This window comes from Pseudoflavitalea sp. G-6-1-2 (genome assembly GCF_012927185.1).
Taxonomy (GTDB): domain Bacteria; phylum Bacteroidota; class Bacteroidia; order Chitinophagales; family Chitinophagaceae; genus Pseudobacter.
Window position 1 is genome coordinate 1,683,680 of the sequence record NZ_JABBGB010000003.1, and the last position, 17,165, is coordinate 1,700,844.

A 17,165-nucleotide genomic window follows, 5' to 3' on the forward strand; every position below is an offset into this window, starting at 1 on the left:
TAACAAAAGCCTTGGTGATTCGCCAAGGCTTTTTGTATGTATACACAATTCTGTTGTAATGGATACCTAGTTCGATGAAGTCAAAATTTGAGCCTTTTCAAGCTGTGCCTTCAAGAGTTGCTCTATCTTAGCAAAATTATTCTTCGTGATTGGGAAAAAGTGGTCAATCAATTCTTGTTTATTCCCAGAAAAAAACAATTCAATTATTACCTTATAAAGTGAAACAGTTTTACTTTTCATTTTGGTTGTATTAAAATTTGCGATTTCATTAGTGTCAAATAATTCTTCTAACCTAGTTACCTGGGTCTCCGAAATTGTATCTAACAGTAAGAATCTATTTGCTTCAGAAGGGCCAAAGAGTTCTTTAGCTTTCTGAATTCTTGCCCGTCCCTCATCATCATTATCCCATAAAGCCAAGTATTGTTTCCCTAGGAATACCATATAAGGGATTTGATTAATTATTGAAGAGGCACTCACACATGGAAAGTAAGAGAAGAAACTAGAGGTAAACATTTTGAAGGAATAATAGTCATAAATTCCCTCCACCAAAATGATATTATCGTAGTTGTATTCAAATACTGGAGGCTTTACTTCTAAAGCATCTAGTATTGGCTGAAATGGCGAATTTTTAGATGATCTCAGTAATTGAGATTCATCTAATCTGCGTAAAGCAATTTTTCCTTGATTAATCTTTTCTGCTATCCTAATTGAATTGATTGGAATAAAATCAGGGTTCAAGAGATTATGAAAATGCGTACAATAAATCACTTTATTATTGGTAGATAATCTTTTCAGTTGTTCTGCAAGTTTATTTAGTGCGAATGAATGTAAATACGAGCCAGGTTCATCAAGTAAATAAATCGTATCTATATCTGTTCTATTTCTTTTATTAGGATTGAAATGCAATTTGAACATAAAATTAAAATACCAGTAAAACCCCTTACTTCTATCATGCAAATCGAAATATCGTTCTTCCCAACTACCATTAATTAATATTTTTTCTACTACCTTAAATTGAAGATATGGAGTTTCCAAACTCTGATACTCCATTTTAATTTGAATATCATCACTATTGTCAAACTGATATTTCGTCCACTCTGCTGTTAAAATCTTATTAAGCTTCTTTTCAACTTCTTTAACAATACTACGCCTGATGCTATCACTTTTGATTGGCAAATCATAGACCGAATAACCTTCATTTGTTTGGATGAATAACTCTTCAATATATTTTATCCATTTTGAATACCTACTTTCATCCTCTTCTTGTACAATGTAAACCCTTTCAGGAATTCTATCCCGAAAATCATCGAAGAATAAGATGTAGGGCAAACGAACAACAAACTCTATTGCCAACTCATTTAATTCATCTTTACTTAACAAGTTTCCTAATAAGTCAATAGTATACTTTTGAGATCTCAAATCTCTAGTAATTTTCACGCTATTTTTTGACCCGATAACATTTCCATGCAGTAATTGATATGCTTTTACAAAATGTCGATTCGTTATTTCATTTTCTTCTTCAACTTCATGACTTAATACATCAATAATTGTATCAGGAAAACGGGCATTAAATTCAGATTCGTAAATCTTTAATTTGTTCTGAAAAACTCCGATTAATTTTTCTTCATCATCTATATAAATTTCAGCAACAACTGCCACTGGAGTTTCAATAGTTGAATATAGATTTTCAAAATTCTTCAAATGCTTTCCATCATTTTCGTCATCATTAGAGTAGTCAAAAGAAAAAATTGCCTCAAGGCAAGTCGTCTTACCACTTTCATTTTTTCCAATAATTGGAATAATTGACTCCTTTGCTATATTGAATTCTATATCTTCACTTATTCCCTTAAACCCCTTTATAATAAATTTTTTGTAGCGCATTTCAGTTGTTTATCATTAAGTTGTAATTCTTTTTAGGAAAACCTTCTGTCCCTTAAATTACAAAATTTATTTATGCTATTTAAAGAGATAATTATCAAACTTCTTCTGTGAAAAGCTAATTTATCAAGGTAATGTTATTAAAACAAGGAGGCTATTTGATAAACACAATATGCTAATTCACAATAAATAGATACGTGGAAAGTTAGAAGCTTGTCGTTTAAAGAATTTAGGAGCTGTTTGGTTATCGACGATTCTCCTTTACTTGATTGACTCCTTTAAGAGATCAAATCTGTTAGTATGCTTTCGTATTTTCATAGCAAATGTGGAATTAATGCCTCTGTCCGATTTGAGTATTCAATATACTTTGTACCAAAAATTTCTATCAGCAATTTTTCTGCTTTTCAGCTTAATCATAGCGACACAAAAACTATTGATACAGTTATTATTGCTCTATAGTCGCCAACAATTAAAGAATTTTCAATAAATAGGGGCAAAAGTCCTGTATATGGCTGCAATTTTGACTTTACAATTGTATCAATGAGAAAATATTCAAAACCCCGAAATCTCAAGACTATTCAATGGCTTCATCATTGATTTAAAATATGTATCTTCATCCCGCCTCGGTTTATTGCGTCAAATAAAGCCTCCTTTCTATTGACGTTTCATGATTCAAGCTATTTATAAGATGCCGGTGGAATGTATCCGGTTTTGCCATTTGTTATGTACAGCAATTATTGAGTCTCAGCTTTTCTTAGTTCATCAGATGTTTTCAAGTGTAAGCAAGCCTTTGTTAGTTAACTTTTAAAATTAACGTTATGAAGCTTTCTGAATTTATTCTTTTAGATGAGATGGATAAAAAAAACGCTGTAATGAACAATGCAGTTGTTTTAGCTCAGAGAACTTATCCGGACATTATTGTTTTCCTTTTTCAGCTTGATTGTTATTATGTGGAAGCTTATTGCAACAAGGCCGATCATAGCATTGAAGAATACCGGATATTGCCGGATACAAATGCAATAAGGCATTATCTGGAAGCCATTCCAATCAATGGATTGCTCCCATGAATAGCTTGAAAACAATGGCCTTCCTGGTTGCAAAACCAGGAAGGCCATAAATATTAATTGGGAATTGATAAGAAAGTGTTATCTTCAGTTTGTTAATTTGAGCCTCGCATCAGTATTCATTAATTACATTGCTTAGTTTACTGCATTATAGTTAGTTCCTTACTTTTTGCCTTCCTCGAAATTTTTTTAATCAGTTAACTTTACAAATGAATATTTTTGTTTCAAACCTAAGCTTCAACGTACAGAATGAAGACCTGAAAGATTTTTTTACTCCTTATGGAGAAGTTGTTTCTGCCAAAATTATCACAGACAGAGAAACCGGTAAATCAAGAGGGTTCGGATTTGTTGAAATGGCTGATGAAGCCGCTTCACAAAAAGCAATTGTTGAGCTTGATGGCGCTACTGTGGAGAACAGAACAATCAGTGTTTCCGTGGCAAAACCTAAGGAAGAAAGATCTTCCCGTGGAAATGACAGAGGAAACTTCAATAATGGTCGTAGCTATAATCAAAATAGATACTAAATTAATTTCAGCCATAGGTCAAAGCCCCGAAAGGGGCTTTTTGCTTTTTTACACGCCATTGATCCTACCTGAATTCGGTTATAACAAACTGATACCAGAATCCAAACATACACCTCCACGTGTTTCATGACTTCTTTTATCACTTAAGAATTTCGTGGAAGCAGTCATTGCTTATACAAACCTACATTCAAATAAGAGAAACGATAATATACAGCTTATAAATAGCATACAGCTGATAATAAGTATGTAAATGGATGTAAGTTTTACAGACAGCTAATTTTTCACAGTGGAGTATAACGATCGGGTATTTGTGAGCCGTTGAATTCCATCAAAACGTCCAGGTACTGGTTCGGAATTTGCCCCCATACCGACAACAAAACCCGCAAGAAAATTGACTTTCAATTTTCTTGCGGGTTTTCTATTCCAATCTTTCCGGTATCGTTTCTTCAACACTCCCCTACACTCCTCCAGACGATACATTCACGGAATGAACCTAATAAAAAATACCTAACCGTGAAAACGCTCACGCCAGGATGTATAATGAATAGTGCTTACCTCTTCATTCTTGACTCGCTTCATTCACTTTGATAACGCGATTGTCTAGCATTACTCCATTCAATGCCCGAATAGCATTTTTCGCTTCTTCTGTTTCTTTCATGTCAACAAAAGCAAAACCTCGGCTCCGGTTGGTCACTTTGTCCATCACAATATTTACTGAAGTAACCTCGCCATACGTTGAAAAACGCTTTTGCAGATCTTCATTTCGCACGTTGAGGCCTAGATTTGAAACATAGATATTCATTCCTTAAAAATTTTACGTGAAGTTGATCAGATGAAACAGCAGGAATAAAGAAGCCGACTGATTTGATGTCAGGAAGGAAATGATATCGTACCTGATTTGATATCGGATGGAAGGTACGATCAAATATCGGGTTATTGTTTTTTATTTACCTGACTACCTCCGAAGTGCAAATCCCCGGAAATGTGATGCACAACTTCAATCAAACCAGCTGTATCCATATTTTAATAGCTATTGCCGATTAAATAAGGTACCTTTAATTACTTTCAGAAAGCATCTCTTACTGCTTCTTCTATTAAGTCCAGTCGATTTGAGAACAACGCCAACTACTGACCGTGTTCATTGTTGTTAAGATCAGTTAATTATCTATTGCGCTGTAAAGTGCATTAGCATGCTATGCTGTCTTCTCAAGCTTTTAGTCACACTCTTCTTCATCTTAAAAACACAGCTGCATGATAACATCTTCTCATCAGTCAAAAATCCTTTTCATCAGTACCTTTCCTCCTTCAAAATGCGGAATAGCCAGTTTTACAGAGGATCTGCTGAATGCAATCACACCTGCCAGCAACAATGATTTTGTGATCAATATTTGCGCTCTTGGCAACCCAAAAGTTTCCAATCACTTCAAATACCCTGTAACGATGGTAATGGATGCACATCAACTTGCATCTTGCATAGATACTGCTCAACTGATCAATAATGACAGTTCTATCGAACTGGTTTCCGTTGAACATGAATTTGGCTTGTTTGGCGGCGAAATGGGAGAATATATACTGGGCTTTCTCTCCATGCTGGAAAAGCCGTTTATCATTCGATTCCATACTGTACTGCCCGACCCCGATCAAAAAAGGCTGCAGATTGTTCGGGCGATCGCCATGCTGGCAGAAAAAGTAATTGTAATGACTGGAAACTCTTCCCGGTTACTGATTGAAGATTACCAGATTGATTCCGACAAGATCACTATCATCCCTCATGGAACACACGCCCGAACAGGACTGAGTGAAGCGGAACTGAAAATCAGCAATAATCTCGAGAATAAGCTTGTACTCACCACCTTTGGTTTACTGAGCCCCAACAAAGGAATAGAAAAAGGCATACTGGCAATGAAAGAGATCTGTGCCCGGATTCCCGAAGCCATCTATATTGTTATTGGGCAAACCCATCCTAATCTGTTGATCCGGGAAGGAGAGGCATACAGGAATTATCTGCAGCAGATAATCGACGAAAACAATTTACAGCAAAACGTACGACTGATAAATGAATATGTACCCACTAAGAAATTGATGGAGTATCTGGCTTTGACCGATATATATCTGTTCACATCAAAAGACCCCGATCAGGCAGTGAGTGGTACGTTCCTGTATGCAATGAGTGCCGGCTGCGCCATTATTTCCAATGCTTTCGTCCTTGCGCAGGAAATGCTCGATGAAAAAACAGGCATTATCCTTCAAACCAATGAAGTGCATGAATTGGCAGAGAATGCCATTGGCCTGCTTCAGGATAAAAATTCAAGAACTCAAATGGGCATCCGTGCCTTCATAAAAACAAGAAACTCCAACTGGAAAAATGTGGCAGAAAAACACATCGAGCTTTTCAACAAAACACTTGCAAGACCGTTGACGCCGGCAAAAGCTTTTTCCATTTTGTCTGTTAACCAGTAAAAAAAATATTAATGGCAACGAAAGAAGTTTCCGGTCCGGATACAACAATTTCTCTGGTCACAGCACAAATGCCGGATCTGAATTTTAAACATATCATTGAGTTGACTGATCTCACAGGAATTATCCAACACGCTGTATTTGCAACCCCAAACAGAAAAGAAGGGTATTGCATAGATGATAATTCACGCGCATTGCTGTTGACAGTCTGGGCATGCAAAAACAGCAGGAATCAGCTGGCAGCAGAATTACTGCCGGTATATCTCAGCTTCATTCATTACATGCAGACGAAGGATGGATATTTTCAGAATTTTCTTACATACGACAAGAACAGACCGGAGATTCGCGGATCCGAAGATTCTTATGGAAGAACGTTGATGGCCCTGGGGTTTCTGATCAATGATGGCACTTCACCGCTTCAGGTTAAAACAGGACAGGAAATTTTTGCAAAGGCCTACCCTCACGTTAATTCCCTTACTTCATTACGCGGTATCGCCAATTCGATCGTTGGCATTTGTCAGTTCATAAAATATCATTTCCCGGACGATCTTAAAAGAAACATGGTGATCCATCTGGCAGATAAGATGGTCAGGATGTATAAGGAGAATAAGAATGATGCCTGGCACTGGTTCGAACCCATTCTCACTTATGATAATGCAATGCTGCCGCTGGCTTTGCTGAATGCATACGAGATTACGATGCATGAAGAATATCTCTCCATCGCTTTTGAATCACTTCAGTTTCTGGAATCGAAAGTATTCTTCAATAATGTTTTTCGTCCGGTTGGCAATCAGGGCTGGTGCAAAAAAGGTTGTCCGCCTGCACAATTCGATCAGCAACCCATTGATGCGATGGCAATGATCCTGTGTTACCAGCAGGCTTTCAGATTAACGCGCGAACCAAAATACCTTAACCTCATGTATGCAAGCTACAGGTGGTTTTTAGGAGATAATGATCTGGGACATTCATTATACGATCCAACTACAGGGGGATGCACAGATGGCTTGCACAGCGACGGCATCAATTTAAATCAGGGTGCCGAAAGTACATTGGCATTCTGGATATCTCACCTTGTTGTTTCAGCGGCTTTATCCGAATGAAAGTAGCCATCCTCTCCCCCATCACATGGAGAACACCACCGGTAAGATACGGCCCCTGGGAACAGGTAGCTTCGGTTCTTACAGAGTCATTGGTAAAGTTGGGAATAGATGTTACATTATTTGCCACAGGAGATTCGATCACCGGGGCCAAACTGCAATCGGTTTGCGCGAAGCCATTGGGAGACTATCCGGATGATGCAAAGGTTTGGGAGTGCCTGCACATCTCCAACCTCATCGAGCAGGCATCAGAGTTTGACATCATACACAATCATTTTGATTTTCTGCCCCTGACCTATTCAAGACTGATACCAACTCCACTGCTTACAACAATACATGGGTTCTCATCCGATCAGATTATTCCGGTATACAGAAAATATAACGGGCATGCATTGTATGTTTCCGTCAGCAATAGTAACCGACATCCCGATCTCACTTACCTTGACACTGTTTATAATGGCATCAACGAACAACAGTTTCATTTTGGTGATGGGGCGGGAGAATATTTGTTGTTTTTCGGACGCATACATCCGCATAAAGGAGCATATGAAGCTATTCAAATTGCCATTCAATCGAAAAGCAGGTTGAAACTTTGCGGGTTGATCCAGGATGAAAATTATTTTAAAACCATGGTTCTTCCTTTTCTTGATAATACATACATAACTTATGAAGGAAATGTAGATCCGATACAGCGAAATCACCTGCTGGGAAATGCGAAAGCCCTGTTGCATCCTATCAGTTTTGATGAACCTTTCGGACTCAGCGTAGCGGAAGCCATGATGTGCGGAACTCCGGTAATTGCTTTTGAAAGAGGTTCCATGAATGAGCTGATCCTACATAAAAGAACAGGATTTCTGGTGCACACTATCGGAGAGGCAGTTGCTGCTGTTGGCAAACTAAATAATATCAGCAGAGAAGCGTGCAGAGCACATGCCCTTCACAAATTCAGCAGCGAGGTTATGGCAAAACATTATTTGAAACTCTACGAAAGGTCAACGAGAAGATCTGGATCAATAAAAGATTATTGATCTGTCTGCATAATTGCATCGAGCAAAGAATTAAGATGAACAGTGAGAAAAGCAGTTTTGTAATCCGAAATGGCATAAGGTATAAACAGATTCTCATTATGGATGATCGCTCCGCAAGTATATACGGCATTGGGAACATATCCGTGCCGTTCATGCTCATCAGGTATCAGTAATGGTTCTTTCAAACGGCCTGATTCCTTTGATGGATCATTCAGATCAAACAAACTGGCCCCCAGACAATACTTTCGCATGGGGCCTACGCCATGCGTAATAACCAGCCATCCTCTGTCTGTTTCCAGTGGAGAGCCTCCATTACCAATCTGAACAAATTCCCAGGAATACGCAGGTTGCTGCAATAAATCTGCCTTTTCCCAGAGGTAAAGATCTTCGGAGAACATAAGATAATTATTGATGCCATCAATTCGGGACAGCATTGCATATGATCCATTGATCTTTCTGGGAAATAATGCTAGGTTCTTGTTTACTGCTGCTTTCCCGTGAAGCGGAGAAGATTTGAAATGAAGAAAATCTGTTGTTTCAATCAAGTGAGGCAAGATGAAAGTTCCGTCGTACGCAGTATAGGTTGCAATATATCTGGAGGTTCCGTCATCTTCGGTGAACTTCACAAATCTGGCGTCTTCAATGCCATTCTTTTCAGTGAAGGTTACAGGAAAAATAACACGCTCGGAAATCTTTGAGTCAGGCAGAAAATGTATTTCATAGCTGGTATTTACCATACTGAGGATATCATACTTCAATTTATTCCTGCCCGTTCCGGGTTTTAGTTGCTGAAGGGCTGTTTTTAATATTGATTCAATAGACTGATAGGAAAACGTATCCTTCAGTTGATTCAGTATTTCCTGCTGGATAACAACCGGTAAGACCGTTTGAGACAACAGGTTTTCAAAATCGGATTTGCTGTTCAGTTTTTGTTGAGTAATCCTCCCCTCGTACATCAGGTTTCCGGATGGTTCAATATGGATCATGCTGTCTTTGTCCAGTTTCGCCCGTTTGAATACCAGCGATGAGATATGGCCCTCCCCTGCAGCTCTGAAACTCATGATTACTTTTTTTTCACCAGGCTCAGCGCCTGACTGATCAGGATCCTCAACAATGGATGGATTGAAAAGTGCAGCATGTTGCAGAGAATATTCCATTGTAAAATAAGCGCCGATCAGCAATTTTAGATCCGGGGTTATCGTCAGTTCTGCTTCAGGTGGCAATAACTGTTTTATCAACCTGAAATGTTTTTCGAAAACTGCCGGGAGATCCTTGTGGAATTGGGAGAATTCATGAAAGATCTGATTCAGTAAACTCTTTGCAGTCTCCTGAGGTATTTGGAGCACCCTGTTGATCAATATTATTGATCTTTCATTGCCAGGATTAAAATATCTGGTGATCACCTTTCGGTTATCTGGTGTCAGCTGCAGGTTTATCTTATTGATCTGAAGGCTCATAATGAATGGGAAGTTGTATTATAGAAGAAAAATTGAAGGTAGATCAATTCTGCTGTTAACCTGCTTCAATAATCATCGGAGATTCGATCAAATTCGCAACAGTACTGAATAGCATAGCATTATGTAATGGTTGAAAGAACTCCTGTTTCATATGTAAAATTAATCTGGTGTCAGCTATTCGATTGTGCATTTATTAACAATTATAACAGTACCTTACAACATATAGAAATGACGAATCACTAATTATGTAGTTCCTGCCCTCCGCTCGCTTCTTCAATATCAGTCTTCCGCATTCTATTAATTAAAATTCAAACTATGTGGACACTGATCTTGTTTATTCTTATTTGGTATTCTTCACTTTTCTGTCAGACTTTTTTCCAGCACAGATATGCAGCTCACAGAGCATTTAGGATGAGTAGATCCTGGGAGAAGATATTTTTTGTATTTACCTACATTGCACAAGGGTCTTCCTACATGAGTCCGAGAACCTATGGTATCATGCACAGAATGCATCATGCCTATACCGATACAATAAAGGATCCGCATTCTCCGGAGTTCTCAAAAAATGTTTTTGAAATGATGTTTCGCACGAGGAATATCTACAATCGTATCCACACAGGTAAATTTGAAGTAGAAGAGCGCTTTACACATAATCTTCCGGAATGGAATTCCTTCGACAGGTTGGCCAGTTCGCCTTTGTCGCGTATCCTGTGGTCGGTTGGATACCTCGCTTTATTTCTTCTTCTGTCTTCCTCACTTTGGTATTTATTGCTACTTCCTGTTGTAATTACAATGGGGGCATTTCATGGTGCGATCATTAATTGGTTCGCACATAAATATGGTTACCGGAATTTCAAATTGAAGAATACCTCTCAGAATCTTTTGGTAGTGGATGTGCTGATGCTGGGCGAATCTTATCATAACAATCACCATAAGAATCCCAGTGCAATCAACTTTGGAAAACGATGGCACGAATTTGATCCGGTTTTCCCTTTGATAAAAGCGCTTGCATGGTTCAGGATCATAAAAATTAGTAAGTGATAGTGCTGCCGGGAAACTACTCGTTATTTGTTAGTGGGAGACACAGAAATGATCTTCCCTTCAACAATTGATCTATCCAATAATTGTATAGCTTTTTCACCATCTTCTGTCTTCAGCATTTCAACCATTCCATTTCTGTTGGATCGCCCGTTGAATGGATTGCGTGAAACCTCTGCATTCAGAACAGTTCCAAAGGCTTCAAATATTTTCCGAAGATGTTTATCAGTGAAGTCGGGACTCAGATTGTAAACCTGGATAATCATACTATAGGTTTATTTTGAGGGAGGCATCTTTTGAAAAACTGAGACAGCAATTGCTATCCGGGGATACCGATTGCTGTCTCAGCAGTAAGAATTACCACCTGCGATTTTCACCGCTGTTGTTTCTATTGAAAGGTTTCTTATCAAAAGATCTTTCTGTTTTTGGTCTGGCTTCAGAAACTTTGATCTGTCTGCCATCTATAGAAGACTGATCAAGTTGCTGGATAGCTTTCTGGGCCTCATTTTCATTTGTCATTTCAACAAATGCAAAGCCCTTTGAACGACCTGTTTCCTTATCTGTTATTATTACAACAGAATTTACTTCGCCACAGGCTGCAAAACAACTCCTTAGATCTTCTTCCCGTACATTAAATGACAGGTTCGATACATAAATATTCATTGATGCGTTTTTTGAGTGAAATCTGAGAAAGGCAAGAAGTATAGGAATTAAATGCAGATGCTGGCAGATAAATGGCGATACTGATGCGAGGCTCAAACGAATTCATTGAAGTTAACTCTGATTACCAAGCCTGCCAATTATATTTTACAACTATTGCGACTTTATCTCTCAATAACAGTGTATTCGGCTGATCAGATACATATTAGCCTCCATAAATATTCGATTTATGTCACAAATTCTTCGCATTGGCTGAATGCCTGCGATTCTATTGCTTCCATCAAATACCATTTTTATGATCTCTATTGGCGGGTTGTTTGTGTCGCTACTGTATTTGTATTGCAGAATGTAAAAGGAAGAACCGTCATTATTCTTCGGACTGGCCGGTACTGCTGCTGATTAAAGTTGGAATAATTCAATTTAGCATCCTCAATATTCCCCGTTAACAATAGCGATTGTTTTTCCATCATAAACGAACATATTTTCTCCTTGTGCACCAAACCAAAGTTTGCCGGTTTTGTCTTCAAGGAGTAAACGAATACTGTTACCGGGGAATCCATCTTTTGCAGTAAAAGTTCGAAAAGATTTCCCATCGTAACGGCTAGCGCCAAACCAAATATTGCCGGCTTTATCTTCATAAATATGAAGAGCTGAATTACTGGCAAGCCCATCCTTTGTTGTAAAATGCTGAAAGGTTTTGCCATTGTAATAATAAACGCCTGAATCTTTGGAAGCGAACCAAAGATTTCCTTTTCGATCTTCCAGCACATCCCAGAAACTGGATACGCCGGGCGGAATTATTTTCCTTGTTAGATTGATAAAAGATGTTCCATCGTATCGAAACACGCCTAAGTAAGAAGCAATCAAAATGTCTCCGTTCCTGGCTTGCTTTACATTCCGAACCATACTCATAGGCACTTTGGCAGTGTCCGCCTCTTTAAGCTGAGACTCGGTGTAGTTTGCTCTATTTGCTCTGTTATTATTGGATGGTGCGTTTGTTTGGTTTTGCCCACAGGAACTGTAACAAACGGATACCATGAACCAGGCATATACGATTGCGTATTTCATAATTTTTTTTAATCACTTAAAAATTTCAGGAAAGCTGACTGTGCTTATCCAAACCTACGCTCTACCAGGGAATGCGGCGGTAAACAGTTTGTAAAAAGAATAAACGGATGTAAATTTTCGCAGAAACCGCTTGCAAAAGACTTAATGTTGCTGCTTCGCCACCAGAATAAATTCACCAATCTTCCGGAATTGATCAAAACGCTTATCAGCACCGGTAAAATCAAACAGCGTGAAATCAGCCTTGCAGTACTTTACCAGCAACCGCAGGATGTCTTTTTCTACGTTGCGTAGCTGCCAGTTCGAGACTGCTTCTGCTATAGTAAAATGGGAGTGGCTGATGAGTTTTTTTTAGCAAAGTAATGCCTCAAAAGAAATTGAAGGACTGCTTTGTTTTATCTTATCTGGTTGTTGTGAAAGTTCCTGAAATTTTGGATAGATAAAAGCCCTGTAGTTCTTTACAAATAAGAACTACAGGGCTTTTGATTGTGCTACAAATATCAGAACCAAAATGCTTAACTCTTTTCCAGCTTAACCACTTTCACTTTACCATCGTTCCAGGTTATTACCAGTACATAGTTGCCTGTTGGTAAACCACCCAGCGATAAAGGAATCTGGTTACTGCCGGGCTGTATGTTTATTGATTTTCCCTGCAAAAGCGCTCCCCTGCTGTCGTATAAGCGTAACGAAACCGGACTGGCAGTTTCTGATTGTATGCTTACCCAGCAATTATTCCGCACAGGATTGGGATATACTTTAATGCTTTCCGATTGTCCGCATTTGCTGATGAGTACCGGTGAATAGGTTTGGCGGCCATCAATATCACGCTGCGCGATCTGGTAATAATTGGTGGCTGCCGGTGTCTGCAGATCGGTAAATGTGTAGGACAAAACCGTCTGGCTGTTGCCGGCTGCAGGCATGCTGCTAATGTCAGTCCACTTGATACCATCTGTGCTGCGTCGTATCACAAAAGTAGCGGTATTCTGCTCCTGCTGTGTTTTCCAGGTAATGCGTGTTCCGTTGCTTATACATTGTGTATTGAACGAAACCCATACGAGCGGAAGAGCGTTGGAGGATGATGAAATTGTCCACCACGAAAAATCGGCCAGTCCTGATTTGGAAACGTAATTGGTAGCTGCATCGCGTGTATCGAATCCCTGACTATTCCAATGAACATTGTCCGTACTTTTATAAAGTACCAGGCTGTTTTCATCGAGTCCATTCAGCTCTGCATCAAAATAATTTAGCTGCAGCGTGGCATTGAGCGCAGCATTGTTATTTGGAATTATTTCGTAGTAACGCAAAATACTGTTGCCCGCGCCTAAAGGATTGGCTTGCGATGTATGTCCCCGCCGAATTATGGTGCTGCCAAGATTCTGCGGTGAAGTAATCACAGCTCCGAGATTACCGGCGTTCACCAGAGATGGTGTGTTGAGGTTATTGATGATCTGCACATAACCGCCATTGGCGCCTGTAATACGACTGGTTTCAGATTCACCATTCAATTGAGCAGCGGATTGCAATAAAATATTCTGTGCATTCAAATCAATGATGCCCGAAGTGAAAGTAATCTCCGAACCTATTTGCAGTCCCTGTTGCAGCGTTATTCCGGCACTGCCGGTTTTGGCAATTTGCAGTATATCGAACAAGGGAACGGAGGATCCGGAAATGGTATTATTGGCGTTGCCGTTAAAAATAAAAGTGCCTTGCCCGGCCGACAGGCTAATGGTTCCATCGTTGATGAGGTCTGCATTGTTCAGCGTAATAATGGCATGTCCCGAACATGAAACAATAGCGCCGGATTGCACTTTTAATTGAGCCTGCACACAGGTAGCGGTAAAGCTAACCATGCATAACAGCGAGGCTAATTGAGTAGCGTATTTTTTCAGATTCATAAGATTATTTTTTACCTAACTCTTCCAAACGTTTGAGCAGGTTAGCCATTTGTTGCTGCAGATCTGTTTTCAGTTTTACGTTTTCTGCTTTCAGGTTTTCTATTTCTTTTATCAATTGCTGCGTAGCGCTGATGTTCAGCGTGGTCAATGCATCGTAGTCTACATTCAACAGATCATTTACTTTTTTGCCATATACAAAAACGCCTTCAGCGATTGCTGCGGGGATTGTGAAACTATCGGGAGCAGTAACAGTTACAGTATAGATTTTTTCACCGCTTTTATCCAGGATCAGTTTTACTTCATCGCCTGTTACAAAGCCATGTGGCTTACTGGTAGTAATAACTGTGGACTTATCAATGATTTTTACCGACTTCGCTACTTCAAAAATATTGGGGATGCTTCCAGTGCTTTGGCTCACAGCAACAGGGTAAATTTCTTTTACCTGCTGTGCTATCACTTTCTTTTGCCGGCCACTGCCCTGGCTTATTTCATCTTTATAGGTGTAATCTGTTATCTGTATCTTTTGAAGCGTAGCAAGATCTGCCTGATTATTGGTAATGCCTATAATGTTTTTGATCCTCGCATCGGAGGTAGCCAGATAACCACCACCATTCGACCAGAACCAGCCATCGGCACGTACAACAATACCACCTGATGAGCTTACATCCTGAACGATATTTGAAGTGTTCACGTGAAAATAAGAACGTTGCTGATTGGGGGCTCCGGCTGTTGATCCTCCTGTAATATGCAATTGAGCGCCTGGGCTGGTTGTGCCGATGCCTACCCAGCCATTGTCGGTAATGGAGCTGTTCACTAACTGGCTGCCATTCCATTTGGCAACCTGGTTGCCACTCATGCCGGCTATTTTGGGATCTGCTTCCAGCCAGTTTATTGCGGCCCAGCTTGCGTTACCAGCTGCGTCTGTTCTTAATACATAATTATTAACTGCGCCCGCTGTCATTTGGAAATTGGTGGTTTTGGTAGTACCCAGCACATCGAGTTTGGTAGCTGGAGTGCCGGTACCAATTCCTACATTTCCTGCTCCTGACACATCGGTGTTGATAGCATAGATTACATTGGCGATACTTACCTGGTTGCTGGCTGAAGCACTCGGCAGCTGGGCGTTGTAACCTATAGCAGTATTGTTTGAACCGGCAGTAAGCAGTTGTCCTGCCCGGTTACCCAATGCAGTGTTATTGTTCCCTGTTGTGTTGTTGGCTAATGTTCTATCACCGATCCCGGTGTTGCTGGTTCCTGTAGTATTTGAGTATAAGGCCTCGGAACCTAACGCAATATTGTTGTTCCCTGATGTGTTTGCATTTAGCGCTAAACCGATGGCGATATTAAGACTACCGGTTGTGTTTTTAGCCAGCGTATAACCTCCGATAGCAGTATTGGCGTAACCAATAGTGTTGAGCTTTAATGCTTCCGCACCTATAGCCACATTACTCCAACCAGTAGTATTTGACAGCAATGTGTTGTATCCAAGGGCGGTATTGGATTCTCCGGTAGTAGTGGCTTTTAGAGAATTGGTTCCGGTTGCTGTGTTGTATCTCGCGGTTGTATTTGCAGCCAATGCATCTGCTCCGATCGCTACATTATTCCAGGCTGTGGTATTTGATGCTAATGCACCAGCCCCAACGGCTGTATTGAAGCCACCGGTGGTATTGAGCATTAAAGCATTTGTTCCTATCGCCGAATTGGAATTTCCATCAACATTTGATGCCAAAGCTCTGTAACCTACTGCTGTGCCGGAAGCTCCAATGGTGTTGGTGGACAATGCCCACATGCCAATAGCCGCATTGTAGAGTCCTGTTGTGTTGGCTGCCATGCTTTCGAAACCTACAGCCGTGTTCCCTGCCACTGTAGAGAGTTTTAAACTTCTAACCCCAACGGCAGTATTCTGACCGCCTGTTATATCCTCCGATAAAGCATCTGTTCCGATAACAGTATTTTCATGGCCAGAAATAATATTCTGCATCGTTCTGGTACCAATTGCAGTATTTGAAATACCTGTTTTGTTGAGGAACAGTGCACGGTAACCAAAAGCCGAATTCTCGGAAGTAAACACCTGATTGGTCAACGCTTCGTTACCTACGGCAGTGTTATAGCTTCCCGTTTGGTTAAACCTCAAAGCAAAAACGCCAATAGCGGTATTATAGCTGCCCCCTGAATTGTACTCCAGAGCACTGAAACCATTGGTCACATTCCCAGCTCCGGTAGTATTCTTATTCATGCTATATTGTCCCATCGCAGTATTTCCGTATCCGTTTGTATTCGAGTAGAGCGTGCGATGACCGATGGCCGTATTCCCGGATCCATCGTAATTTGAAAATAACGCTCCATACCCGACAGCAACATTATAAGAACCATTTCTTGTGTTGGCCAGGGCATCAGCTCCTATTCCGGTATTTTCTCCACCGTTAATGGGATTTTGTAATGATCCCCTGCCCAATGAAGTGCTTGAATAACCTAGCCTGCCGGATAATACTCCGTTCCTTTTTAAAAAGAAATCCATATCATCCGTTGTGCCAATAAAATGTGCGCCTGCACTGGTGCCTGCGTTACCATTGAGATTCCATACGGTACCGCTGGTGGCGCCTGTTAGCGATACCCAGCTGCTGCTGTTATTGTTCCAGTAATAAAATCCTGGCTGATTAGCCCCTGCTGCTGTGGTCAGGTATACCATCATGCCATGTTGAAGTATTGTTGGGTTCACTGCCGGAAATGCATCTATTCTGGGAATGATGATCCCATCCGAATTGGCTGGTGTGGCCGGGTTGGTTGCCTTGATCTCTAATGTGGCATTTGGCGTGCTGGTGCCAACACCTACATTCTGTGCAACAAGACCGCCGGAAAGCAGCGAACAGAAAAGAAACAGGTACAGTTTTTTGGGTCTCATGTTATTGGTTTTCTATGTGTGATTGGTTGTTATAGTGGATAAAGAATGTCGTACCGGCATTCTGCCTGTTCATCACTGTTTTTAAGAGAGAGATGATGAA

The 17,165-nt window shown here is 40.2% G+C and carries 14 protein-coding genes; 6 read left to right on the forward strand and 8 right to left on the reverse strand.

Going from position 1 to position 17,165, the window contains the following annotated elements:
* Positions 1 to 66 precede the first annotated feature (66 nt).
* Positions 67 to 1,881: an AAA family ATPase gene (locus HHL16_RS24080; RefSeq protein WP_169427885.1), complete on the reverse strand. Its 1,815-nt coding sequence runs from the start codon at positions 1,879 to 1,881 to the stop codon at positions 67 to 69.
* Positions 1,882 to 2,696: 815 nt separating this feature from the next.
* On the opposite strand from HHL16_RS24080, the gene HHL16_RS24085 reads away from it, so the two are divergent.
* Together HHL16_RS24085 and HHL16_RS24090 are read left to right on the forward strand one after the other, a co-directional pair.
* Entirely contained in the window at positions 2,697 to 2,945 is a 249-nt protein-coding gene (locus HHL16_RS24085; RefSeq protein ID WP_169427886.1) for a hypothetical protein, read from the forward strand.
* 206 nt (positions 2,946 to 3,151) lie between these two features.
* On the forward strand, positions 3,152 to 3,466 hold the full coding sequence (locus tag HHL16_RS24090) for an RNA-binding protein (protein ID WP_169427887.1): 315 nt from the start codon (positions 3,152 to 3,154) through the stop codon (positions 3,464 to 3,466).
* A 559-nt stretch (positions 3,467 to 4,025) separates the two neighbouring features.
* Here HHL16_RS24090 and HHL16_RS24095 read toward each other — a convergent pair.
* Positions 4,026 to 4,268: an RNA-binding protein gene (locus HHL16_RS24095; RefSeq protein WP_169427888.1), complete on the reverse strand. Its 243-nt coding sequence runs from the start codon at positions 4,266 to 4,268 to the stop codon at positions 4,026 to 4,028.
* A gap of 449 nt (positions 4,269 to 4,717) precedes the next feature.
* On the opposite strand from HHL16_RS24095, the gene HHL16_RS24100 reads away from it, so the two are divergent.
* Genes HHL16_RS24100 through HHL16_RS24110 form a run of 3 tightly spaced genes read left to right on the forward strand, consistent with a single transcriptional unit; the run spans position 4,718 to position 8,048 of the window.
* Positions 4,718 to 5,926, forward strand: a complete 1,209-nt coding sequence (locus HHL16_RS24100; protein WP_169427889.1) for a glycosyltransferase — start codon at positions 4,718 to 4,720, stop codon at positions 5,924 to 5,926.
* Positions 5,927 to 5,937: 11 nt separating this feature from the next.
* Complete coding sequence (locus HHL16_RS24105) at positions 5,938 to 7,023, forward strand: glycosyltransferase (protein WP_169427890.1); 1,086 nt, start codon at positions 5,938 to 5,940, stop codon at positions 7,021 to 7,023.
* Positions 7,020 to 8,048: a glycosyltransferase family 4 protein gene (locus tag HHL16_RS24110; RefSeq protein WP_169427891.1), complete on the forward strand. Its 1,029-nt coding sequence runs from the start codon at positions 7,020 to 7,022 to the stop codon at positions 8,046 to 8,048. The genes HHL16_RS24105 and HHL16_RS24110 overlap by 4 nt, the downstream gene beginning before the upstream one ends.
* Here HHL16_RS24110 and HHL16_RS24115 read toward each other — a convergent pair.
* Positions 8,042 to 9,505, reverse strand: coding sequence for a glycoside hydrolase family 130 protein (locus HHL16_RS24115; protein ID WP_169427892.1), 1,464 nt, complete (start codon positions 9,503 to 9,505; stop codon positions 8,042 to 8,044). The genes HHL16_RS24110 and HHL16_RS24115 overlap by 7 nt on opposite strands.
* A 315-nt stretch (positions 9,506 to 9,820) precedes the next feature.
* On the opposite strand from HHL16_RS24115, the gene HHL16_RS24120 reads away from it, so the two are divergent.
* The gene (locus HHL16_RS24120) at positions 9,821 to 10,546 is read left to right on the forward strand and encodes an acyl-CoA desaturase (protein WP_169427893.1); all 726 of its coding nucleotides are present in this window, start codon (positions 9,821 to 9,823) and stop codon (positions 10,544 to 10,546) included.
* A gap of 23 nt (positions 10,547 to 10,569) precedes the next feature.
* Here HHL16_RS24120 and HHL16_RS24125 read toward each other — a convergent pair whose 3' ends face one another.
* From HHL16_RS24125 to HHL16_RS24145, 5 genes are all read right to left on the reverse strand, one after another.
* On the reverse strand, positions 10,570 to 10,809 hold the full coding sequence (locus HHL16_RS24125) for an RNA-binding protein (RefSeq protein WP_169427894.1): 240 nt from the start codon (positions 10,807 to 10,809) through the stop codon (positions 10,570 to 10,572).
* 91 nt (positions 10,810 to 10,900) lie between these two features.
* Entirely contained in the window at positions 10,901 to 11,206 is a 306-nt protein-coding gene (locus HHL16_RS24130; protein ID WP_169427895.1) for an RNA-binding protein, read from the reverse strand.
* A gap of 426 nt (positions 11,207 to 11,632) precedes the next feature.
* A complete protein-coding gene (locus HHL16_RS24135) occupies positions 11,633 to 12,271 on the reverse strand; it encodes a two-component regulator propeller domain-containing protein (protein ID WP_169427896.1) in 639 nt (212 codons plus the stop codon).
* Between the two features lie 512 nt (positions 12,272 to 12,783).
* A complete protein-coding gene (locus tag HHL16_RS24140; protein ID WP_169427897.1) occupies positions 12,784 to 14,163 on the reverse strand; it encodes a T9SS type A sorting domain-containing protein in 1,380 nt (459 codons plus the stop codon).
* A 4-nt stretch (positions 14,164 to 14,167) separates the two neighbouring features.
* Positions 14,168 to 17,065, reverse strand: a complete 2,898-nt coding sequence (locus tag HHL16_RS24145; protein ID WP_169427898.1) for a tail fiber domain-containing protein — start codon at positions 17,063 to 17,065, stop codon at positions 14,168 to 14,170.
* Positions 17,066 to 17,165: the final 100 nt, after the last annotated feature.